This is a genomic window from Roseinatronobacter sp. S2, from assembly GCF_029581395.1.
In the GTDB taxonomy this organism is placed as follows: domain Bacteria; phylum Pseudomonadota; class Alphaproteobacteria; order Rhodobacterales; family Rhodobacteraceae; genus Roseinatronobacter.
Window position 1 is genome coordinate 527,354 of sequence record NZ_CP121113.1, and the last position, 20,147, is coordinate 547,500.

Genomic DNA, 20,147 nt, shown 5'->3' on the forward strand with positions numbered 1-20,147 from the left:
GATTTTCCCGCGACTGCCTACTCATAAGGAGAAACTGACATGGCAACGAAGATCCGTCTGGCCCGTGGTGGGTCCAAAAAGCGCCCTCATTACGCGATTGTCGCGTCCGATTCGCGCATGCCGCGCGATGGCCGCTTTCTGGAAAAGCTGGGCACCTATAACCCGCTGCTGCCCAAAGACAGCGAAGACCGCATCAAGATGGACCTTGATCGCGTAAAGCATTGGCTGGATCAGGGCGCACAGCCCACCGACCGCGTCGCGCGCTTTCTGGAAGCTGCTGGCGTGCGCGAAAAAGCGACCCGCGCCAACATGAAAAAAGCGCAGCCCGGCAAGAAAGCGCTGGAGCGTGCTGCCGAAAAAGCCGCCAAGACTGAAGAAGCTGCGGCTGAATAATCCGTGACAGAAAAGGGGGGGCTTGCGGCCCCCCTTATTGCCCGCGATGCGGGCAATTCCCCCCCCGCAAGTATTTTTGGCAAGATGATAGCAACATGAGCAAAGCGCGAATCTGTGTCGGGGCGATCATGGGCGCCTATGGGGTGCGCGGCGAGGTGCGGCTGAAAAGCTTTTGTGCCGATCCCCGCGCGATTGGCGATTACGGCCCGCTTTGGTCCGAAGATGGCGCGCGACAGTTTACATTGACCCTTGGCGCACAGGTGGCCCAAGGATTTGCCGCGCGTCTGGGCGGGGTGAACAGCCGTGATGCTGCCGACGCGTTGCGCGGTGTGCGTTTGTTCGTGGACCGTGATCGTCTGGCGAATTTGCCCGATGACGAATTTTACCACGCTGACCTGATTGGCATGCAGGTGTTTGACACCGGCGGCGCGGAACTGGGCCGCGTGAAGGCCGTGCTGAACCATGGCGCGTCTGATTTGTTGGAAATTGTTGCACCGGGGCGCAAGGGCGCCATTCTTTTGCCGTTTACACAAACGGCCGTGCCGACTGTGGATCTGGCAAGCCGCCGGATCATCGCCGACCCGCCCGAAGGATTGCTGGAATGACCGACCGGCCGAGGCGCGCGGCAGGCCGGATTGCGGTGACGCCGTCGCTTAGCCCGCGCGATCTGGATGCGCCGCGCCCTTTGGCGCAGGCATGGCAGGCGCGCATCATCACCCTGTTCCCCGAAGCGTTCCCCGGTGTGCTGGGCCTGTCATTGACGGGCAAGGCGCTGAAAGCGGGGCTTTGGGGGCTGGATACCATTGATTTGCGCCTGTTTGGCGATGGCAAGCACCGAAATGTTGATGACACGCCAGCGGGCGGCGGTGCGGGCATGGTATTGCGCGCCGATGTTCTGGGGCGCGCGATCAACATGGCGCAGCGCGGGCGTGGTGACGGCCCGCTTGTGTATCTGTCCCCGCGCGGTGTGCCCTTCACGCAGTCCACAGCGCGGCGTTGGGCGGGCGGCGCTGGCGTGACGCTGATTTGCGGGCGGTTTGAAGGGATTGACCAGCGCGTGATCGATCATTTCGGCATAGAGGAAGTCAGCCTTGGCGATTTTGTCCTGACCGGCGGTGAACTTGCCGCGCAGGCCATGATTGACGCCACAGTGCGCCTGTTGCCTGATGTTCTGGGCAACGCCGAATCGGTCGAGGAAGAAAGTTTTGCGCGCGGTTTGCTGGAGCACCCGCACTACACCCGCCCCGCTGAATGGCAGGGGCGCAGTATCCCGCCAGTCTTGCTGTCTGGCAACCATGCCGAGATTTCGCGCTGGCGTCAAAGCCAGTCAGAACAGTTGACGCAGGCACGCAGGCCGGATTTATGGGCCGAATGGCTGTCGCGCCAGCGTGACGGGAATGGGCGTTAGAGCATATCACGTTCATTCGCATTCACGAGACATGCTCTAACTTATTGATTTCGCATGTTCGAGAAGCTCAAAACCGGTTCCCACTTTTGAGCAACACGCTCTAAATGATGCTCGCGCGGTTGGCGGGTATGGCCTGAAGGCACGTTCGCGCTGGGATAAAGCCCGCGCCATCGGTGGGCCGGGGTCTGCCGATCCGACGCCAGTGAAGTTCACTTTATGCAGGCTGCATATTCCGACACCAAAGGCCTGGACTGACATCAGAGTAATCGGCAGGCCGCGGGACGGCCAGACCGATGGCGTGGGCCAGCTGCGCCCTTGATTCCGCGCCTTGGGTTTCAGCTTCAGGCCCGCATCTGCCACGCGACACATGCATCGGGACGCTTACAGCGCGATATGCGGCTGGGATTTCGTCAGGTCATCCAGCGCGCGCAACTGGCCGATAAGCGCGGCCATTTTGTCCACCGGGATCATGTTCGGCCCATCTGATGGCGCGTTGTCGGGGTCTTCATGGGTTTCGATGAACAGCGCCGACACCCCCACTGCAACCGCCGCCCGCGCCAGAACGGGTGCGAATTCGCGCTGCCCGCCGGATGTTGTGCCTTGCCCGCCGGGTTGTTGCACCGAATGGGTGGCATCAAACACCACCGGATAGCCGGTTTGCGCCATTGTGGGCAGGCCGCGAAAGTCGCTGACAAGCGTGTTATACCCGAAGGACGTGCCACGGTCGCACAACATGATGCGCGTGTTTCCGGTGGATGCGATCTTGGCTGCGACATTGCCCATGTCCCAGGGGGCCAGAAACTGCCCTTTCTTGACATTGATGGCAGCGCCGGTTTCGCCTGCGGCCAGCAGCAGGTCGGTCTGACGGCACAGAAACGCGGGTATTTGCAGCACGTCGCACACTTGCGCGGCAGGCGCGCATTGGCGCGCGTCATGTACATCTGTCAGCACCGGCACGCCGAATTCACGTTTGATCTGGTCCAGAATGCGCAGCCCTTCATCCATGCCCAGCCCGCGCTGGGTGCCGATGGATGACCGGTTTGCCTTGTCATAGCTGGCCTTGAAGATAAAGCGCGTGGCCGTGGGGGCGCAGGCTGCCGCAATGCGTTCGGCCATCATGCGCGCGTGATCCAGACTTTCAAGCTGGCAGGGGCCCGTGATCAGGGCGAAGGGGTGTGTGCCGCCTATGCTGATATCACCGATCTGGATGGGGGTTGTTTCGATCATGGTGCCTCCTGCAATGCAGATTCTATCCGTGCCACGTCCATGGGGTTGTTCAACTCCCAAAATACCCGCCCGCGCGCGTCCACTTCGACACAGCGCACTGGAATGCCCCCATAAAGAAAGCGCAGTTGTTCCAGCCCTTCCAGAGCCTCCAGCGCGCTTGGGGGTGTGGCTGCGTATTTTGCCAGCGCTGCCGGGCGGTAGGCATAGACACCCACATGATGAAACACTGGAATCGGATCGGGCAATTTGCCCGCATCAATGAAAGGCAGAACTTCCTTGGAGAAATAAAGCGCGTTCATATTCTGGTCAAAGACCGCCGTGGTGCCGCCAACACGCCCGTTGCGCCGGTCGTCGATGAAATTTTCATAGGTCTGGCGGTCGCAGCGCAGCACGGGCGTTGCCATGCCCACGGACGGGTCTGCCTGCATGGCGTCGATCAGGGCCTCGACAAACCATGGCGGTGTCAGCGGCGCGTCACCTTGCAGGTTGATGACCAGATCGGGGGCCATGGCCAGCCGTGCCAGCGCATCGGCGCAGCGTGCTGTGCCATTTTCACAGCTTTCGGATGTCATGACAACATCGGCGCCGAAACCGCGCGCGGCATCTGCGATGCGGTCATCATCGGTGGCAACATACACGGCATCCACGCCGCGCACCTGAAGGGCTGCTTCCCAACTCATCTGGATCAGGGATTTGCTGGACCCGTCGCGCTGGCGAAGTGCCACCAGCGGTTTGCCGGGGTAACGGGTGGACGCATAGCGTGCCGGAATAAACAAAACGGTTTTCACATGACCCCCGCGCGTAAAAAATCGTGGATATGAACAATGCCTATGGGTGTGTTCTGCGCCGTGACCACCAGCAACACGCTGATCTTGCGCGCATTCATCAGGGCCAGCGCTTCGGCGGCCAGCATGTCGGGCTGCACGGTCACGGGGCTTGGGTTGGCGACATCTGCGGGCCGCACACTCATCAAACTGTCCATGTTGCGGCGCAAATCGCCATCTGTCATGACGCCGATGATGCGCGTGCCATCCATCAGCACGGCCACGCCGAACCCTTTGGATGTCATGGTCAGCAGTGCTGTCTGCATATCCGTGCTGTGGTCCAGCAGCGGCAGCGAGTCGCCTTCATGCATGAAATCAGCCACGGTTTTCAGCTGTGCGCCCAGCTTGCCACCGGGATGATACAGGCGGAAATCTTCGGGCATGAACCCGCGCACTTCCATCAGGGCCACGGCCAGCGCATCGCCCAGCGCAAGTGTCAGCGTGGTGGAGGTGGTGGGGGCCATGCCGATGGGGCAGGCTTCGGGCAGTTGCGGCAATGTCAGGCGGTAGGTCGCGGCCTTCATCAGCGTGCTGTCCGGGCGTGAGGAAATGCCCATCATGGGAATTGAAAAGCGCTTGATGTGAAACAGCATGTCGCGCAGTTCGGTGGTTTCGCCGGAATTGGAAATCAGCAGGCAGATGTCGTCATTGGTGACCATACCCAGATCGCCATGACTGGCCTCGGCGCAATGGACAAAGAAGGCGGGTGTGCCCGTTGATGCAAGCGTGGCCGCGATTTTGCGGCCGATATGGCCGGATTTGCCGATTCCCGACACAATGACACGGCCCTTGATGTTCAGGATGTGGTGAATTGCGGGTTCCAGATCGGCGGGCAGGTTATGTGACAGGTAATCCAGCGCGCGCGCTTCAACCGCGACGGTTTCGGCAGCCGCCTTGCGGATAACGTCAGGGGCCTCGTCCGGGCCGGGGGCGGTGCTTGAAATATGTGCCATCTTGTGGCCTTTCGCGTCATTCATGCCGTATCAGCGCATGTTTGGTTTGTTTCAGATTGTGGGCCTGACGACAAGCCATGTCCACCCCGCGCTATAGCGGGCCGCTTTGGAACAGTTGCACTTTCAGCCCGCCATGGGGAATGGGGGGGCCGGGTTGCAGGTTCAGGCCGGTTGCATGGGCCAGTTTGCGTTCTGACGTGACAAGGCCCAGCCGCCAGCCAGTGAAGTGTTCACGCAGGATCTGGCCCAGCGTGGCATATAGCCCGAACAGTTTGGCCGCGTTGCCGATACGCCCGCCATAGGGCGGGTTGACCATGATCAGACCGGGCGCAGTGCCTGGCCGCGTCAGCGCACTGATGGGCTGGCAGGCAAACGCAGTGCAGTCCTGCACGCCCGCGCGGGCCGCATTGTCGCGGGCGTTCTGGACACCGCCCTGATCGCGGTCGAAGCCGAAGAACTGCAAGGGCGGGGGTTCGGGGGTGTGCTGGCGCATCTGCGCCCATGCGCGCGCGTCAAAACTGGCAAACCGTTCGAAGGCAAAAGCGCGCGTGCGACCGGGCGGCAGGTTAGCTGCGCGTTCCGCCGCTTCCAGAATGAACGTGCCTGAACCGCACATGGGGTCGATCACGGGTTGGGTGCCGTCAAACCCCATCTGGTGCAGGAAGGCCGCGGCCATTGTTTCGCGCAAGGGCGCCTTGCCTGTGGCCAGTTTATGGCCGCGTTTGTGCAGCCCCTCGCCAGAGGTGTCCAGCGAGATGGTGACCATGTCATCATCAATGCGGATCATCACGCGCAGATCGGCATCTGCGGTGACCGGCGCGCCAAGGGTTTCGGTGATTGCGGTCGCAATGCGCTGCGCTGCGGCTTTCTGGTGGTAGATGCGCGAGCGGGTGCAGGTGACATCAATGCGCAGCGGTGTGTCAGGGCGCAGGAATTCGGCCCACGGAAATTTGCGCGCGCGCTTGTCCAGTTGCGCCAGATGCAGGGCGCGAAACTGGCCTATGCGCACCAGAACGCGGCTGGCGCTGCGCAGCCACAGGTTTGCGCGCCAGATGTCTTGCCATGTGCCTGTCGCCTCTACCCCGCCGGGGACAGGTTCGGGCGTGTGCAGCCCAAGGCTTCGGGCTTCGTGAACCACAACAGGTTCAAGTCCCGGCAGGCAGGCAAGAAACAGGGGGAAGGATGTGTTTTCCATGGCTGTCGCATAGGGGGAATTGCGTGTCTGTGCCAGAAGAAAAAAGGACTGCGCCCGCCCAGCGTGGCCCACCCGCCCGCCCCCGCGCACCGCTTACGCGGCGCGCTTGCCACACTGGCCGGGCGCAAGTTGGGTCGGTGCAGAATGGTCCCCGTCAGTTGGCGGCGAACTGGTCCATCTTGCGCGCAAGTTTCACGTCCAGATCGGTGACACCGCCCGCGTCATGGGTTGTCAGCACCACCGTCACATGTTTGTAGACATTGGACCATTCGGGGTGGTGATCCATTTTTTCGGCGTGAATGGCGCAGCGTGTCATCCAGCCGAACGCTTCGGTGAAATCGGCAAAGGTGAATTTCTTTTCAATCGCATCGCGCCCGTCCGTCTTTTGCCAGCCATTTGCCAAAAGCGCGTCGAGTTCCTTGGTGTCGGTCAGCTTTACAGCCATTTGGTATGCCCTCGTATGTCAGGTCTGTTTTCGAAACGGCGCATGGTCGCGCAGGATGTCCATCTCGTTCGTGATGGCCTGTGTTTCATCTGTCAGATAGCGCGCCACGGCCTTGTGAAACCCCGGTTGCGGGAAATAATGCAACGAATGGACGCGCGACGGCATATAGCCGCGCGCCAGCTTGTGAATGCCTTGCGCGCCCGCTTCCACCCTGTGCAGGCCATGGGCAATGGCAAAGTCCATCGCCTGATAATAGCACAGTTCAAAATGCAGGCAGGGGTGGTCTTCGATACAGCCCCAATAGCGCCCGTAAAGACCCTCGCGGCCAATGAAATTCAGCGCACCTGCAACGGGCTGGCCATCCTGTTCGGCCAGCACCAGCAGAATATCATCGCGCATCGTTTCATGGATATGGTCGAAAAACGCCCGTGTCAGATAGGGCGTGCCCCATTTGCGCGCGCCTGTGTCCTGATAAAAGGTCCAGAAGGCATCCCAATGCGCGGGCTGGATATCTGCGCCCGTATACTGGCGGATTTCGCCGCCAAAGCTCTGCGCCTGCGCGCGTTCCTTGCGGATGGTCTTGCGCTTGCGCGAAGACAGATCGGCCAGAAAATCACTGAAGCTGGCATAGCCGCGATTTTCCCAGTGGAACTGTTCGGTGACGCGGGGTAGAAAGCCAAGTTCCGCGCCCTGTGCGGCCTCCTCTTCGGTGCAGAATGTGACATGCGCCGATGACAATGCGTTGTCGCGCGCAATTTGGGCCAGCGCCTGCAACAGCGCGGCACCGCCCGCATCCCCCATATCGGGCGCACACAACAGCCGCCGCCCTGTGGCCGGTGTGAATGGCACTGCGATTTGCAGCTTCGGGTAATACCCGCCGCCTGCGCGCCCATAGGCCTGCGCGAATGCGTGGTCGAAGATATATTCGCCCTGCGAATGCGATTTCACATACATGGGTGCGGCCGCAACCAACTGGCTGCCGCTTTGCACGATCAGGTGACGGGGTTCCCACCCCGCAGCTGCACCGACAGACCCCGATGTTTCCAGTGCGCGCAGAAAACGATGTGTCGTAAACGGATCGAACGGGCGGCCAGAGGCCGCTTCCGGACACGCGCAGGCATCCCAATCCTGCGGGCTGACATGCCCCAGATCAGGAACCAGCGTGACCGAAAGCGCGCCCCCGTCCATGGATCAGATCGCGGCCAGCAGCGCCTCGCCACCCGATACGTCGCAGGTGCCGGGGCTTTCTTCGGTGTGCAGCACGCTGACCTTGCCATCCTCGACCAGCATGGCATAGCGTTTCGACCGGCCCATCAGCCCGACAGGCGGCGCGTCGAAATCCATGCCGATGGCTTTCGTGAAGGCACCGGTGCCATCTGCCAGCAGGGTCAGGCCCGCCTCGGTCGCGCCGGTAGCCTCGCCCCATGCCTTCATCACGAACGGGTCATTGACGGCAATGCAGATAATCTCGTCCACGCCCTTGGCGGCAAAATCATCCTTGGTGCGGATGAAGCTTGGCACATGCGCGGAATGGCAGGTGGGCGTGAATGCGCCCGGCACCGCGAAAATTGCAACCTTGCGGCCTTTGGTCAGGCCCGACAGGTCAATCTGCTCCGGCCCTTCCGCGCCAATACGGCTGAATGTGGCGTCGGGCAGGGTGTCGCCGGTGGTGATTGCCATTATATACGCTCCTCGTTGTGTTGTGGTTGGCACTGATGAAGATATAGGGTTAGCCACAGATTCGGCCAGAGGCAGCGAGGCAGCAGATGGAAAGAATAGTGGTCACAGGCGCCGGACAGGCGGGCGCATCCCTTGTGGCGAAATTGCGTGCAGGCGGGTTTGACGGCAAGATTACCCTGATCGGGCAGGAAGCCGTGCCACCCTATCAGCGCCCGCCCCTGTCCAAGGCCTATCTGCTGGGTGATCTGGCGCTGGAACGTCTGTTCCTGCGCCCCGCCAGCTTTTATGCCGAACATGATATTGACCTGCAACTAGGCGCACCTGTCAGCGCGATTGACCGCACCGCGCGCACAGTCACCGTGGCAGGGCAGGTGATTGCCTATGACCAGCTTGCCCTGACAACCGGCACGGTGCCGCGCAATCTGCCTGCGGCCATGGGGGGGGCGTTGGCGGGCGTGCATACTGTGCGTGGCCTTGCGGATGTTGACGCCATGGCCCCTGAATTTGTGGCGGGCCGCCAGCTTGTTATCATCGGGGGCGGTTATATCGGGCTGGAAGCGGCGGCAGTGGCGGCCAAACGCGGACTAACGGTCACAGTTGTCGAAATGGCCCCGCGCATTTTGCAACGCGTGGCAGCCCCCGAAACATCCGATGCGATTCGCGCGCTGCATCACTCCCATGGGGTGCGGATACTGGAAAACACCGCCCTCGCCGCGCTGGAGGGGGAAGGCCGCGTCACCTCTGTGCGGCTAAGCAATGGTGACGTCCTGCCCGCCGATTTTGTCATCGCGGGTATCGGCGTGGTGCCCGACACGGGCCTTGCTGACGCGGCGGGCCTGTATCTGGACAACGGCATCGCGGTTGATGCGCAGGGCCGCACGTCAGACCATACCATCTGGGCCGCAGGCGATTGCGCGTCCTTTCCGTGGCGCGGCCAGCGTTTGCGGCTGGAATCGGTGCAAAACGCCATAGATCAGGCCGAACTGGTGGCGCAGAACATGCTGGGTGCGGGTCTGTCCTATGACCCCATGCCGTGGTTCTGGTCGGATCAATATGATCTGAAGCTGCAAATCGCAGGGCTTAATCTGGGCTATGACCGCGTGGTCGTGCGCGATGGCTTGGGGGCGCGCAGTCACTGGTATTATGCGGGCGACAAGCTGCTGGCGGTGGATGCGCTGAACGATCCGCGCGCCTTCATGCTGGCCAAGCGCCTGATCGCGGCGGGCCGCAGCCCCGATCCTGCGCAGGTGGCAGACCCCGCCACCGACCTGAAATCCCTGTTGCAGCCATGAGGGTGATTGGCGGGCGGTTTCGCGGCACCAGACTGGCCGAACTGGGCAGCGGCGATGTGCAGGCGCATTTGCGTCCCACATCCGACCGCGTGCGCGAATCGATTTTCAACCTGCTGGTGAATGGCGGCTATGGTGATGTTTTGCAGGATGCCCGCGTGCTGGATCTGTTCGCGGGCACTGGCGCGCTGGGGCTGGAAGCGCTGTCGCGCGGCGCGGCACATGTGACATTCATTGATGATGGCGCGGTGGCGCGCGGGTTGCTGCGCCAGAATGTCGAGAAATTGCGCGCCATGGATTGCACCAAGGTCTTCCGCCGCGACGCCACAAATTTGGGCGAGCATCGCGGTGCGGCGTTCTCGCTGGTGTTTCTGGACCCGCCCTATGGTCAGGGTTTGGGCGCACTGGCGCTGGCATCAGCACTTGCGGGCGGCTGGCTGGCCGATGATGCCCTGATCGTCTGGGAAGAAAACGCGCCCCAACCCGCGCCCGCTGGCTTGCATTTGCTGGACCAGCGCCGCTATGGGGACACTTATGTCACGCTATTAACCTTGCAGGGGGCCATATGACACCAGATCTGGTGATTTTCGATTGTGATGGGGTCATCATGGACAGCGAAGGGCCGACATTGCGCATGCTGCGCGATGATCTGGCCGCGCGCGGGCTGGACCTGCCATTGGACCGCGCAATGGATCTGTTCATCGGCTCCACCATGTCCGGGGTTGCCGCAAAAGCCCGCGACCACGGCGCAGCACTCCCCGATGACTGGGTCGAGGGGTTTTACGACCGCCTTTATGTGCGGCTGAAGCGGGGCACGCCCTTGATCGACGGCATAGAATCGGTGCTTGACCGGCTGGACGCGGCCGCAATCCCCTATTGTGTCGGCTCGAACGGGCGACATGCGAAAATGGCCATCACCATCGGTCAGCACAAGGCGCTATGGGACCGACTTTCAGGCAGGCTTTATGCGGCTGAAGATGTGCCCGCACCCAAACCCGCGCCGGATTTGTTCTTGCATGCGGCACATGAATTTGCCGTCCCGCCCGCGCGCTGCATTGTGGTCGAAGACAGCCCTACCGGCGCGCTGGCCGCACAGCGTGCGGGCATGACCTGCATGGGCTATGCTCCCCATGACAGCGGCGCGGGGCTTGCCGCACATGGCGCAACTGTCTTTAGTGCCATGGCCGCACTTCCCGCCTTGCTTGGCCTTTGATTTCATTCTGGTAAAAATATCCCGGGAGCGCGAGGGCAGCGCCCTCGCCCCCCTTGCCCGAATTCACACCCCCGCCAGCGCTTGCGCCTTGGCCACAGTCAGCGATGGCGACAATGCGTCAGGGTCCAGCACCAGCTCCAAAATCGCAGGCCGCCCAGCCGCGACTGCACGGTCAAAGGCCGACAGGAAATCTGCCGTGCGCTCCACCCTCTCGCCATGCCCGCCATAGGCCGCCGCCAGCGCCGCGTAATCGGGGTTGAACAGTGACGTGCCACTGACGCGTCCGGGATAGGTCTTTTCCTGATGCATGCGGATTGTGCCATACTGGCCGTTATTGCAAAGGATCACGATGATATTCGCGTCATGCTGGCGGGCGGTGGACATCTCGTTCAGTGTCATCTGGAAACAGCCATCTCCGGCGAAACACACGACCATTCTCTCGGGGTGTTCCAGTTTGGCGGCAATCGCGGCCGGAAACCCGTAGCCCATGGACCCCGATGTGGGGGCCAGATGGCCGGGAAAGGCGCGTGCGCGCAAATAGCGGTGCAAGAAGGCTGCGTAATTGCCTGCGCCATTGGTCACAATCGCATCTTCCGGCAGATGGTCGGATAATTCATGAATGATCTGTTCCAGCTTCACATCGCCGGGTGTTTCAACAGGGGTGACCCAATCCAGATAATCGGCATGTGCCGCGCGCGTCCACTCTGCCCAATCGGGATGCGCGGGCGCATCGCGCCGGGCCAGTTTGGCGATGAAATCCACCGCAGGGGCAGCCAGTGCCAGATCGGGGCGGTAGACGCGGCCCAATTCGTTGGGATCAGGGTGAATATGGATGATGGTCTTGTTCGGGCAGGCAGGATTCACCAGTTCATATCCGCCGGTCACAATATCGCCCAGCCGTGACCCAAGCACCAGCAGGCAATCGGCATCGCGCAGGCGCTGCGCCAGTTTCGGGTTCATCCCCACAGCCAGATCGCCCGCATAATTCGGGTGGCGGTTGTCGATGCGGTCCATCCGCCGGAAGGTCGCACAGACCGGCAGCCCGAAATTGTCTGCAAACTGGGCAAGGTTGCGCGCCGTGTTGCTGGACCAGACCGACCCGCCTGCAATCACCAGCGGGCGCTTGGCGGTGCACAGCATGTCCAGCACCGCATCAATCTGTTCGGAACACACAGACGGTGGCGTCGGTGCCACGCCCGGCAGGTCGGGGACATCGGCATGTGCGGACAGGATATTCTCGGGCAACGCCAGCACCACCGGGCCGGGGCGGCCCGCGCTGGCCTGATGAAAGGCACGGCTGATATATTCGGGCAGGCGGTCGGTATGGTCCACTTCGGCGGCCCATTTGGCGATCGGCTTGAAGAATTCGCGGTAATTGACTTCCTGAAATGCCTCTCTGTCGCGGTGGCGATTGTCGATCTGGCCCACAAACATGATCAGCGGTGTGGAATCCTGCATGGCCACATGGATACCGCTGGACGCATTGGTGGCCCCCGGCCCGCGCGTCACAAAGACAATTCCGGGCTGGCCGGTCAGTTTTGCATGGGCCTCTGCCATCATGGCTGCGGCACCTTCATGGCGGCACACGATATTTTCGATGCCCGATTCGTGCAGTCCGTCCAATGCGGCCAGAAAACTTTCGCCGGGCACTGAAAAGACCCGGCGCACGCCTTGGGTCTTCAGTTGGTCAACCAGTATCTGCCCGCCATGTCGCATGGTCATGAATGCGCCTCGCTTTGTTGTGTTCGGGGCCAGTCTGTGAAATTCCGCAGGCATGTTCAACCGCGATGATTGCCATTCTCCGCGCCGTCCCTAGCTTTGAACCTATAACCCTGAAGGAGGTTCCATGCCGGATTTGAAACTTGTTGGTCTGTGCGGGTCGCTGCGCGCCGAGTCGTATAACCGTAAATTGTTGCTTGAAGCCGCGCGCATCTTTGATGGTGCGGGTTTTGACGAAGGGGATCTGCGCCTTCCACTCTTTGACGAAGACCTTGAAGCGCAGGGCATTCCGCCCGAAGTCACCCGCCTGAAAGACCTGATCCGCGCAGCAGATGCCGTGGTCATCGCCTGCCCCGAATACAACAAGGCCCCGTCCGGTGTGCTGAAAAACGCGCTGGACTGGTTAAGCCGCGGGGGTGCGCCATGGGCGGGCAAGCCGGTGGCGATTGTGTCGGCCGCAGCAGGCCGCGCAGGTGGAGAGCGCACGCAATTCGCGCTGCGCCTGATGATGGTGCCCTTTCGCCCGCGTCTGTTGCAGGGACCGGAAATGCTGGTGGCCAGCCCCAAGGACCATTTCGACGCTGACGGGCACCTGACGACCGAAAGCTATGTCAATTTGTTGTCTGACCTGATGACCGTGCTGCGCAAGGAAGCGCAAATCGCGCGGAACTGACCGCCCGCGCCTTGTATTTGCGCGACAAGGGTTTGAATCCCGCGCGCGGCGCTTCTATACCTGTTGGACGCCTGTAGTGATCGGAGTTGCCAATGTCGAACCCCACCGCCGCGATGCTGGTCATCGGTGATGAAATCCTGTCGGGGCGCACCCGTGATGCGAATATGCATTATCTGGCAGGTCAGCTGTGCATGCGCGGAATTGATCTGGCCGAAGTGCGGATTGTGTCCGACGCGCATGACAAGATCGTAGCAAGCCTGAATGCGTTGCGCGCGGAATATGACCATGTGTTCACTTCGGGCGGCATTGGCCCGACGCATGATGATATCACCGCCGATGCGGTGGCGGCGGCGTTCGGGGTGAATGTTGACATCCGCGATGATGCGCGCGCCATTCTGGCCGCGCATTACCAGCGCACAGGGCTGGAACTGAACGCCGCACGGTTGCGCATGGCGCGCATTCCTGACGGGGCCAGCCTGATTGAAAACCCCGTCTCCTCTGCGCCGGGATTCACCATTGGCAATGTGCATGTGATGGCCGGTGTGCCGGCGGTATTTCAGGCCATGGTGGCGTCTGTGCTGCCATTGCTGACATCGGGACAGGCGCTTTACAGCCAAAGCCTGTGCATCAATCGCGGCGAAGGCGAGATAGCGGCCGATCTGTCGACGCTGGCCGCCGCCTATCCCGAACTGTCCATCGGGTGCTATCCGTTCCAGCGCGACGGGGCCTATGGCGCAAATGTCGTGGTGCGCGGGCAAGCGCGTGCGCAGGTTGATGCGGCCATGGTGCGCCTGTCGGAATTATTCCCCGAGGCCGTTGCATGACACTGCCCGGCCAGGGTGCGCTGATCGCGGCGCTGGAAGGGACATGGCCTGCGCGGTCAAAATCGGTCACCGGTGGCTGGACCATCCGCGATGGCGCAGGCGGGGGCAAACGCGTCAGCGCCGCCACCACCGAGGATGAGGACAGCAGCATTCCCGTTGCGGAAACAGCCATGCGCGCGCTGGCGCAACAGCCGCTTTTCATGCTGCGAGAGGGGCAGACACGCCTGCAAGACCGGCTGGAGGCGTGCGGCTATCGCTGTGTCGACCCCAGTGTGATCTATGCCGCCCCGGTTGCGGCCATTGCGCAAGAACCGCCCGCGATCAGTCTGTATCCGGTTTGGCCGCCCTTGGCGATCATGCGCAGCATTTGGGCTGACGGGGGCATCGGGCCTGCACGGGTGCAGGTCATGGCGCGTGTGCGCGGGCCAAAGGCTGGATTGATTGCGCGCAGTCATGACCGTGCCGCAGGGGCTGCATTCTGTGCCATAGATGGCGATATTGCGATGGTGCATGCGGTCGAAGTGGCAACCGCCCTGCGCCGCAAGGGGGTTGCGCGCAATATCGTGCAAGGGGCCGCGTTCTGGGCGCAGGCGCAGGGCGCGCACTGGCTGGCACTGGCCGTGACCGAAGCAAACGGACCCGCACGCGCGCTTTATGATGCGCTGGGCATGCAGGTGATGGCGCGATATTCCTATCGTCAGAAGGAGGACTGACATGTCCGATCAAGTGACAAAGCTGAACCTGCCACCGGTTGATCCGTTGCCGGAACGCACACAGAAATATCTGGAGCTTGCAGAGCAGAAACTGGGCATGGTGCCGAATGTCTTGCAGGCCTATTTGTTCGATGTGGCGAAATTCGACGCCTTCGTGGGCATGTATAATGATCTGATGCTGGGTGACAGCGCGCTGAGCAAGCTGGAGCGCGAGATGATTGCTGTGGTGGTGTCATCCATCAACCGGTGCTGGTATTGTCAGGTCGCCCACGGCGCGGCAGTGCGGGAGTTGTCGGGTGATCCTGCGCTGGGCGAGGCGATGGTGATGAATTACCGCGCAGCGCCGCTGGATGCGCGCACCCGCGCCATGCTGGATTTTGCAGCCCTGGTCACAGAGGCCAGCGCGAAAGTGTGCGAGGCCGACCGCGACGCCCTGCGCGCGCACGGGTTTTCCGACCGTGATATATTTGACATCATCGCGGTGGTGGGCTTTTTTTCGATGTCCAACAGGGTGGCATCGGCCACGGGAATGGAGCCGAACGCCGAATACCATACCATGGCACGGCACGTCTGACCGGAAGGGGGGACGGGGGGCGGCTGCCCCCCGGCATCACGGGTCTGCGACCCATGCTGAACCCCCCGCCCCAAGGGGGGCACGCCCCCCTTGGGCAACCCCGTGGATATTTGGGCCAGCGTGAGATCATGATGCCTTGTCGAACAGGCCACTGACGGCGCGGCGCATGATGGCGCTGGTGCGCGGCGCCGGCAGGGTCTGGAAGGGCAGGGGGCGGCAGATTTCGATTGCGGCAATGCCAAGGCGTGCGGTCAGCGCGCCATTCACCACCCCTTCGCCAAAGCGGCGCGAGAGTTTCGAGACAATCCCGCCGGATGCGACCGCGCCGACCATATCCTCGCCCACAGCGACGGCACCGGTTGCAAGAAGATGGGTGATAACCCCGCGCAACAGCCGCAGACTGCCCAATGTGCCCGCGCGCCCGCCATAGATTTCGGCGATGCGGCGGATCATGCGCAGATTGGTGACAAGGGCCGCGATCACATCGACCAGAGCAAGCGGGATCATGGCGGTCAGCAGGGCCACCTGCCGCGCGGCGGCTTCGACCTGAAGGCGGGCAGCGGCGTCAAGCGGGGCAAGAAGTGTGGCCTCGGCCTGATCAAGCAGGGCATCAGCATCGGGTTGGTCGGGGGTGATTTCCGCCATGCGGCCTACGGGCCAGCGCATGTCCGGCCGGTCGGCATAAAGCGCCATCAGCGCAGCGACCGTTTGTGCAGCTTCGGCGCGGTCTTGGGCCGTTCTGGCATGGTCGGCTTGCTGGCGCAGCCTGTCGATGCGGTGCAGGCGGCGGATGCCTGCCCATTCGCGTAAAATCATGGCGCATGCGGCGGCGACAAGAAGGACAAGCAGGCCAAGCGCGAGATAGCCGAGCGCTTGGTTGCGGGCGACAAGTCGGGTCACGAAATCCCAGGCTGTGACCGACAGCGCCAGCGTGATGAAGCCTGCCAGCCCCCCCCAGCCCAGTTTGGCCCAGAGCGTGATCCTTGTGCGTGCGCCGCGCATGGCAAGCAGCATCGCATGGCCTGTTGCGGCCTGTTGCGGCGGGCCGTCATCATCGGGCAGCGGCGGCGCGGTGTCAGGGCTGGCGGCAGCGGTGGTGTCGTCAAGTTCGACGAGGAAAGGCTTTCGGTCAGTCATTTCAGCAGGTCCCCGATCAGGAATTCGGCCGCGCTGTCCATGCGGATATGAGGCAGCCCGTCGCCCGGTGCGCGGGTCAGGGGGGCAGGGGCAAATCGCATGATGCGGTAATCCGCATCCAGCCAGCGCCGCGCCGCGTCATGGCCGGATTGCCCGATGAGTTGGGCAGGGTCTGCGGGCAGATCGCCTGCATGGAAGGCGGCCTGCTTGCCGCTGTCCAAAAGCTTGCCGCGCACGCAATCCAGCATCTGCCCGCCCTGTTCGTGCTGTTCTTCAACGGTGGTGCGCAGCGCGGCGATGGACAGTGCGTTCGTGTTGGCGCCTGCGAAATCTGCACGGTCGCGGGACTGGCGCAGCAGGGCGGTTGTGATCGCGGTCAGGCGGGGGTGCTGGCTGTGGTGCAGATGGTCGGCCTTGGTGGCGGCAAACAGGATGCGTTCCACGCGTTTGCCCCCCAGAATGCGGGCAAGCCATGCCGTGCGGCCGGGGCGGAATGTCGACAGAAGTTCCGTCATCGTCTGGCCCAGCCGGTCCACGGCATCCGGCCCCGCATGGATGGCACCCAGCACATCGGCCAGCACAACCTGACGGTCGATGCGGGCGAAATGGGCGCGAAAGAAGGGGCGGACCACCTGTGCCTTGTAGGCGTCGAACCTGCGCGCCATTTCGCGCGCCAGCGACCCGCGCGGCCCTGTGCCCGCCATCGGAACGAAGGTCAGCACCGGCGAGCCTGCCAGATCGCCGGGCAGCAGCAAGCGCCCGGGGGTGATGTCGGACAGACCATTGGCGCGGGCCGTGTGCAGATAGTTTGTGAAGCTTTCGGTCAGGGCCAGCGCTGTCGCTTCTTCATGCGGCGCGACTGGGTCTGTTGCGGCAAGTCTGGTCAGGAAATCATCGGCATAGGGGCGGGTTTTCAGCCGCGCCAGTGTTTCGCCGGACCATTGTTCATAGCTTTTGTCCAGCAGCACCAGATCCAGCAACCATTCGCCGGGGTAGTCGATAATGTCGATATGCTGGACGCGGCTGCCCCTGATCCCTGCCAGCAACCCCGCCGGGCGCACCCGAAACGACAGCCGCAACTGCGAGATCTGGCGCGTCCCTTCGGGCCAGTGCGGCGCGGGACCTGTCAGCGCCGCCAGATGCTTTTCATAGTCGAAGCGTGGCAGCGTGTCATCAGGTTGCGGTTGTAAAAAGGCCGCTTCGATATGGCCACCGGCCACAGCCTGCATCCGGCCCATACGCCCGCGATCCAGCAGATTGGCCACCAGCGAGGTGATGAACACTGTCTTGCCCGCGCCCGACAGACCAGTGACCCCCAGCCGCAGCGCAGGTTCGGAAAACACGCCCGAAATTGCGCCTGTCACCGTGGCGCCCGCGCGTTCAACGCGGTCCGCAAGCGCATATGTCAATCTGCCGGATGCCATGCCTGCCCCTTATCTGATAAATCATAGATAAGGGGCGCGGGCGCAACTTGCCAGCCATACCGCAAAGGGCGTGCATCTGGGCGGCATCGTTCTTCAAACAGGGCGCGCGGGCCGGTTAATGCCAGTCGAAGAACCCGGCAGGGGCGCGGGCGCGCAATCTTGCGGCCATGTCCTGCCCCAGAAGCGCGGCATCTGCCAAAGGCGCGCGCCCTTCGTCAAACAGGCGTTCAGACCCGTCAGGGCGCAATATTTCGCCGCGCAACCAGATTTCACCGCCCTCGATCATGGCAAGCCCGGCAATCGGGGTTTCACAAGACCCGTCCAGCCCGGCCAGAAAGGCGCGTTCCGCCGCCAGCCGCTGGTCGGTGGGCACATCGTGCAGGCGTGCCAGCAGTTCGGCGGTGCGGTCGTCAGCACTGCGCCATTCAATGCCTATGGCCCCTTGGGCAATGGCGGGTAGCATGTCTTCGGGGGCGATGGCGGAACTTGCGACATCTGACATGTTCAGACGGTTCAGGCCCGCCATGGCCAGAAAGGTGCAATCGGCCACGCCATTGTCCAGCTTGGACAGCCGCGTCTGAACATTGCCGCGAAATTCCACCACGTTCAGGTCGGGGCGGCGGTTCAGCAACTGTGCCCTGCGCCGCAAGCTGGATGTGCCGACAACCGCGCCCGCGGGCAGGTCGGCCAGCGATGCGACCCCGCGCCGCGAAACGAACGCATCGCGCACATCTTCGCGCGGCAGGTAGCAGTTCAGCACCAGCCCGTCAGGTTGTTCTGTCGGCATATCCTTCATGGAATGCACGGCAATGTCGATGCGGCCTGCCAGCATCGCCTCTTCGATTTCCTTGGTGAACAGCCCCTTGTTGCCGATCTCTTTCAGCGGGCGGTCGGCGTCGATCATGCTGCGGTCGTCGCCTGTTGTCTTGATGGGCACAATCTCGAACGCCTGCTCTGGCAGGTTGAATGCGGCCATAAGCCGCGCGCGCGTCTCATATGCCTGTGCCAGCGCCAAAGGAGAGCCGCGCGTGCCAATTTTCAGGGGTTGGTCGGGGGTCGGGTATACATGTGTCATGGCACTTGATTAGCGCTGCGATCCTGTCCTGACAAGCGCAGAGTGTACACTGCACTTGACAACTTGTGCCGGTCTTGGGACGAGAGTGGAATTCAAGGAGAGTATACGCATGACCGCACCTGCCCCGACCAAGACAATCTTGCGCGCCCTTGCAGGCGAAACGCTGCCAACGCCGCCAATCTGGATGATGCGGCAGGCAGGCCGCTACCTGCCGGAATATCGCGCGACGCGGGCACAGGCGGGGGATTTCCTGTCGCTATGCTACAACCCCGAACTTGCGGCCGAGGTTACGTTGCAGCCGATTCGCCGCTACGGGTTCGACGCGGCCATTCTGTTTGCCGACATTTTGCTGGTGCCGCAGGCGCTGGGCGCAGACCTGTGGTTTGTCACCGGCGAAGGGCCGCGCCTGTCGCAGATCGGCAATCGTGCAGGTGTTGATGCCCTGAAACCCGTGGATGCCATTCATGACACGCTGTCGCCGGTTTATGAAACCGTGCGCATTCTGGCGCGCGAATTGCCGCGCGACACCACATTGATTGGCTTTGCCGGTGCGCCCTGGACCGTGGCCACCTATATGATTGCCGGACGCGGCACCCCTGATCAGGGACCGGCCCATATGATGCGCGAATCTGAACCACAGGCATTTGATGCGCTGATGGACCGCATTACACTGGCAACAATCGAATACCTGTCCATGCAAATTCAGGCAGGTGCCGAAGTCGTCAAGATATTCGACAGTTGGGCGGGGTCGCTGAAGGGCGATGCTTTTACCCGCTACGCATTGGAACCCGCCCGCCAGATCATCAGGGCCATAAATGAACGCCACCCCGGCGTGCCCGTCATTGCCTTCCCGCGCGAAGCAGGCGACGCCTATATCGGGTTCGGCCGCGCAACCGGCGCGGATTGTGTTGCCATCGACAATTCGGTAACGCCCGAATGGGCGGCACAGCATGTGCAATGTGACGGCTGCGTGCAGGGCAATCTGGCGTCCAGCCACATGGTCACCGGCGGTCAGGCGCTGGTTGATGAAACGACGCGCGTGGTGCGCGCCTTCAGCAAGGGGCCACATATCTTCAATCTGGGCCACGGCATTACGCCCGATGCAGACCCCGAAAATGTCGCGCTGATGGTCGAGACTGTGCGCAGCTTCAAGGCATGAAAAAACGGGCGGCCCTGTGGCCGCCCGCATCATACCGCGTGAGCGGTAAATGTCCGGCAAGTATTATTCCGGCAGGATTACGCTGTCGATCACATGGATCACGCCGTTGCTGGCCTCGATATCGGCCTGAATGACGGTCGCGCCATCAACGGTAACAGTGTCGCCCACACCGATGGTGATCGATTGGCCGTTCACGGTTTCAGCCATCATGCCATCTGTCAG

The 20,147-nt window shown here is 62.3% G+C and carries 23 protein-coding genes (1 of these 23 cut by a window edge); 11 read left to right on the top strand and 12 right to left on the bottom strand.

Annotated elements, in window-relative coordinates; all coding sequences use genetic code 11:
• Nucleotides 1-39 precede the first annotated feature (39 nt).
• The 3 genes from rpsP (at nucleotide 40) to trmD (ending at nucleotide 1,801) form a co-directional block, all read left to right on the top strand.
• Complete coding sequence (gene rpsP, locus P8S53_RS02435; RefSeq protein WP_306417823.1) at nucleotides 40-393, top strand: 30S ribosomal protein S16; 354 nt, start codon at nucleotides 40-42, stop codon at nucleotides 391-393.
• 95 nt (nucleotides 394-488) lie between these two features.
• Nucleotides 489-998, top strand: coding sequence for a ribosome maturation factor RimM (rimM, locus tag P8S53_RS02440; RefSeq protein WP_277805582.1), 510 nt, complete (start codon nucleotides 489-491; stop codon nucleotides 996-998).
• Entirely contained in the window at nucleotides 995-1,801 is an 807-nt protein-coding gene (gene trmD, locus P8S53_RS02445; protein ID WP_277805583.1) for a tRNA (guanosine(37)-N1)-methyltransferase TrmD, read from the top strand. Before rimM ends, trmD begins: the two co-directional genes overlap by 4 nt.
• A gap of 381 nt (nucleotides 1,802-2,182) precedes the next feature.
• Here trmD and kdsA read toward each other — a convergent pair whose 3' ends face one another.
• The 7 genes from kdsA to P8S53_RS02480 all read right to left on the bottom strand — a co-directional run bounded on the left by kdsA (nucleotide 2,183) and on the right by P8S53_RS02480 (nucleotide 8,125).
• The gene (gene kdsA, locus P8S53_RS02450) at nucleotides 2,183-3,028 is read right to left on the bottom strand and encodes a 3-deoxy-8-phosphooctulonate synthase (RefSeq protein WP_277805584.1); all 846 of its coding nucleotides are present in this window, start codon (nucleotides 3,026-3,028) and stop codon (nucleotides 2,183-2,185) included.
• The gene (locus tag P8S53_RS02455) at nucleotides 3,025-3,816 is read right to left on the bottom strand and encodes a 3-deoxy-manno-octulosonate cytidylyltransferase (protein WP_277805585.1); all 792 of its coding nucleotides are present in this window, start codon (nucleotides 3,814-3,816) and stop codon (nucleotides 3,025-3,027) included. The genes kdsA and P8S53_RS02455 overlap by 4 nt, the downstream gene beginning before the upstream one ends.
• Nucleotides 3,813-4,805 (bottom strand): SIS domain-containing protein, encoded by a 993-nt coding sequence (locus P8S53_RS02460; RefSeq protein ID WP_277805586.1) that lies wholly within the window; start codon nucleotides 4,803-4,805, stop codon nucleotides 3,813-3,815. Before P8S53_RS02460 ends, P8S53_RS02455 begins: the two co-directional genes overlap by 4 nt.
• Nucleotides 4,806-4,896: 91 nt before the next feature.
• Nucleotides 4,897-6,000, bottom strand: a complete 1,104-nt coding sequence (locus tag P8S53_RS02465) for a class I SAM-dependent RNA methyltransferase (RefSeq protein ID WP_277805587.1) — start codon at nucleotides 5,998-6,000, stop codon at nucleotides 4,897-4,899.
• Between the two features lie 154 nt (nucleotides 6,001-6,154).
• Nucleotides 6,155-6,445 (bottom strand): 4a-hydroxytetrahydrobiopterin dehydratase, encoded by a 291-nt coding sequence (locus P8S53_RS02470; protein WP_277805588.1) that lies wholly within the window; start codon nucleotides 6,443-6,445, stop codon nucleotides 6,155-6,157.
• Between the two features lie 18 nt (nucleotides 6,446-6,463).
• Complete coding sequence (locus tag P8S53_RS02475; protein WP_277805589.1) at nucleotides 6,464-7,633, bottom strand: GNAT family N-acetyltransferase; 1,170 nt, start codon at nucleotides 7,631-7,633, stop codon at nucleotides 6,464-6,466.
• A 3-nt stretch (nucleotides 7,634-7,636) separates the two neighbouring features.
• Nucleotides 7,637-8,125, bottom strand: a complete 489-nt coding sequence (locus P8S53_RS02480; protein WP_277805590.1) for a peroxiredoxin — start codon at nucleotides 8,123-8,125, stop codon at nucleotides 7,637-7,639.
• A gap of 86 nt (nucleotides 8,126-8,211) precedes the next feature.
• On the opposite strand from P8S53_RS02480, the gene P8S53_RS02485 reads away from it, so the two are divergent.
• Genes P8S53_RS02485 through P8S53_RS02495 form a run of 3 tightly spaced genes read left to right on the top strand, consistent with a single transcriptional unit; the run spans nucleotide 8,212 to nucleotide 10,627 of the window.
• Nucleotides 8,212-9,417 (top strand): NAD(P)/FAD-dependent oxidoreductase, encoded by a 1,206-nt coding sequence (locus P8S53_RS02485; protein WP_277805591.1) that lies wholly within the window; start codon nucleotides 8,212-8,214, stop codon nucleotides 9,415-9,417.
• Nucleotides 9,414-9,983: a 16S rRNA (guanine(966)-N(2))-methyltransferase RsmD gene (gene rsmD / locus P8S53_RS02490; RefSeq protein WP_277805592.1), complete on the top strand. Its 570-nt coding sequence runs from the start codon at nucleotides 9,414-9,416 to the stop codon at nucleotides 9,981-9,983. Before P8S53_RS02485 ends, rsmD begins: the two co-directional genes overlap by 4 nt.
• Nucleotides 9,980-10,627: an HAD family phosphatase gene (locus P8S53_RS02495; protein WP_277805593.1), complete on the top strand. Its 648-nt coding sequence runs from the start codon at nucleotides 9,980-9,982 to the stop codon at nucleotides 10,625-10,627. Before rsmD ends, P8S53_RS02495 begins: the two co-directional genes overlap by 4 nt.
• Before the next feature lie 63 nt (nucleotides 10,628-10,690).
• On the opposite strand, the gene P8S53_RS02500 is transcribed toward P8S53_RS02495, so the two are convergent.
• Entirely contained in the window at nucleotides 10,691-12,343 is a 1,653-nt protein-coding gene (locus P8S53_RS02500) for a thiamine pyrophosphate-binding protein (RefSeq protein WP_306417860.1), read from the bottom strand.
• A 130-nt stretch (nucleotides 12,344-12,473) separates the two neighbouring features.
• Between P8S53_RS02500 and P8S53_RS02505 the strand changes: the two genes are divergently transcribed.
• The 4 genes from P8S53_RS02505 to P8S53_RS02520 all read left to right on the top strand — a co-directional run bounded on the left by P8S53_RS02505 (nucleotide 12,474) and on the right by P8S53_RS02520 (nucleotide 15,130).
• On the top strand, nucleotides 12,474-13,019 hold the full coding sequence (locus P8S53_RS02505) for an NADPH-dependent FMN reductase (protein WP_277805595.1): 546 nt from the start codon (nucleotides 12,474-12,476) through the stop codon (nucleotides 13,017-13,019).
• 92 nt (nucleotides 13,020-13,111) lie between these two features.
• A complete protein-coding gene (locus P8S53_RS02510) occupies nucleotides 13,112-13,843 on the top strand; it encodes a molybdopterin-binding protein (protein WP_277805596.1) in 732 nt (243 codons plus the stop codon).
• A complete protein-coding gene (locus P8S53_RS02515) occupies nucleotides 13,840-14,556 on the top strand; it encodes a GNAT family N-acetyltransferase (RefSeq protein ID WP_277805597.1) in 717 nt (238 codons plus the stop codon). The genes P8S53_RS02510 and P8S53_RS02515 overlap by 4 nt, the downstream gene beginning before the upstream one ends.
• A gap of 1 nt (nucleotide 14,557) precedes the next feature.
• Nucleotides 14,558-15,130: a peroxidase-related enzyme gene (locus P8S53_RS02520; RefSeq protein WP_277805598.1), complete on the top strand. Its 573-nt coding sequence runs from the start codon at nucleotides 14,558-14,560 to the stop codon at nucleotides 15,128-15,130.
• 126 nt (nucleotides 15,131-15,256) lie between these two features.
• On the opposite strand, the gene P8S53_RS02525 is transcribed toward P8S53_RS02520, so the two are convergent.
• From P8S53_RS02525 to hemC, 3 genes are all read right to left on the bottom strand, one after another.
• Nucleotides 15,257-16,267, bottom strand: coding sequence for a YcjF family protein (locus P8S53_RS02525; RefSeq protein ID WP_277805599.1), 1,011 nt, complete (start codon nucleotides 16,265-16,267; stop codon nucleotides 15,257-15,259).
• Entirely contained in the window at nucleotides 16,264-17,691 is a 1,428-nt protein-coding gene (locus tag P8S53_RS02530) for a YcjX family protein (protein WP_277805600.1), read from the bottom strand. The genes P8S53_RS02525 and P8S53_RS02530 overlap by 4 nt, the downstream gene beginning before the upstream one ends.
• A gap of 115 nt (nucleotides 17,692-17,806) precedes the next feature.
• On the bottom strand, nucleotides 17,807-18,766 hold the full coding sequence (gene hemC / locus P8S53_RS02535) for a hydroxymethylbilane synthase (protein ID WP_277805601.1): 960 nt from the start codon (nucleotides 18,764-18,766) through the stop codon (nucleotides 17,807-17,809).
• Between the two features lie 109 nt (nucleotides 18,767-18,875).
• On the opposite strand from hemC, the gene hemE reads away from it, so the two are divergent.
• Complete coding sequence (gene hemE, locus P8S53_RS02540) at nucleotides 18,876-19,925, top strand: uroporphyrinogen decarboxylase (RefSeq protein ID WP_277805602.1); 1,050 nt, start codon at nucleotides 18,876-18,878, stop codon at nucleotides 19,923-19,925.
• A gap of 63 nt (nucleotides 19,926-19,988) precedes the next feature.
• Here hemE and P8S53_RS02545 read toward each other — a convergent pair whose 3' ends face one another.
• Nucleotides 19,989-20,147, bottom strand: partial view of a fasciclin domain-containing protein gene (locus tag P8S53_RS02545; protein ID WP_277805603.1) — the 3' end only. It continues 321 nt past the right edge of the window; only the last 159 of its 480 coding nucleotides appear in the window; its start codon lies beyond the right edge, outside the window; its stop codon occupies nucleotides 19,989-19,991.

What these genes read in the sequence shown, in the direction of transcription:
- rsmD (WP_277805592.1), top strand. Translation starts at nt 9,414, where the DNA reads ATGAGGGTGATTGGCGGGCGGTTTCGCGGCACCAGACTGGCCGAACTG.
- rimM (WP_277805582.1), top strand. Translation starts at nt 489, where the DNA reads ATGAGCAAAGCGCGAATCTGTGTCGGGGCGATCATGGGCGCCTATGGG.
- P8S53_RS02530 (WP_277805600.1), bottom strand. Translation starts at nt 17,691, where the DNA reads ATGGCATCCGGCAGATTGACATATGCGCTTGCGGACCGCGTTGAACGC.
- P8S53_RS02480 (WP_277805590.1), bottom strand. Translation starts at nt 8,125, where the DNA reads ATGGCAATCACCACCGGCGACACCCTGCCCGACGCCACATTCAGCCGT.
- P8S53_RS02510 (WP_277805596.1), top strand. Translation starts at nt 13,112, where the DNA reads ATGTCGAACCCCACCGCCGCGATGCTGGTCATCGGTGATGAAATCCTG.
- P8S53_RS02495 (WP_277805593.1), top strand. Translation starts at nt 9,980, where the DNA reads ATGACACCAGATCTGGTGATTTTCGATTGTGATGGGGTCATCATGGAC.
- P8S53_RS02505 (WP_277805595.1), top strand. Translation starts at nt 12,474, where the DNA reads ATGCCGGATTTGAAACTTGTTGGTCTGTGCGGGTCGCTGCGCGCCGAG.
- kdsA (WP_277805584.1), bottom strand. Translation starts at nt 3,028, where the DNA reads ATGATCGAAACAACCCCCATCCAGATCGGTGATATCAGCATAGGCGGC.
- P8S53_RS02485 (WP_277805591.1), top strand. Translation starts at nt 8,212, where the DNA reads ATGGAAAGAATAGTGGTCACAGGCGCCGGACAGGCGGGCGCATCCCTT.
- rpsP (WP_306417823.1), top strand. Translation starts at nt 40, where the DNA reads ATGGCAACGAAGATCCGTCTGGCCCGTGGTGGGTCCAAAAAGCGCCCT.
- P8S53_RS02515 (WP_277805597.1), top strand. Translation starts at nt 13,840, where the DNA reads ATGACACTGCCCGGCCAGGGTGCGCTGATCGCGGCGCTGGAAGGGACA.
- hemE (WP_277805602.1), top strand. Translation starts at nt 18,876, where the DNA reads ATGACCGCACCTGCCCCGACCAAGACAATCTTGCGCGCCCTTGCAGGC.
- P8S53_RS02470 (WP_277805588.1), bottom strand. Translation starts at nt 6,445, where the DNA reads ATGGCTGTAAAGCTGACCGACACCAAGGAACTCGACGCGCTTTTGGCA.
- P8S53_RS02465 (WP_277805587.1), bottom strand. Translation starts at nt 6,000, where the DNA reads ATGGAAAACACATCCTTCCCCCTGTTTCTTGCCTGCCTGCCGGGACTT.
- trmD (WP_277805583.1), top strand. Translation starts at nt 995, where the DNA reads ATGACCGACCGGCCGAGGCGCGCGGCAGGCCGGATTGCGGTGACGCCG.
- P8S53_RS02520 (WP_277805598.1), top strand. Translation starts at nt 14,558, where the DNA reads ATGTCCGATCAAGTGACAAAGCTGAACCTGCCACCGGTTGATCCGTTG.
- P8S53_RS02525 (WP_277805599.1), bottom strand. Translation starts at nt 16,267, where the DNA reads ATGACTGACCGAAAGCCTTTCCTCGTCGAACTTGACGACACCACCGCT.
- P8S53_RS02460 (WP_277805586.1), bottom strand. Translation starts at nt 4,805, where the DNA reads ATGGCACATATTTCAAGCACCGCCCCCGGCCCGGACGAGGCCCCTGAC.
- hemC (WP_277805601.1), bottom strand. Translation starts at nt 18,766, where the DNA reads ATGACACATGTATACCCGACCCCCGACCAACCCCTGAAAATTGGCACG.
- P8S53_RS02500 (WP_306417860.1), bottom strand. Translation starts at nt 12,343, where the DNA reads ATGCGACATGGCGGGCAGATACTGGTTGACCAACTGAAGACCCAAGGC.
- P8S53_RS02475 (WP_277805589.1), bottom strand. Translation starts at nt 7,633, where the DNA reads ATGGACGGGGGCGCGCTTTCGGTCACGCTGGTTCCTGATCTGGGGCAT.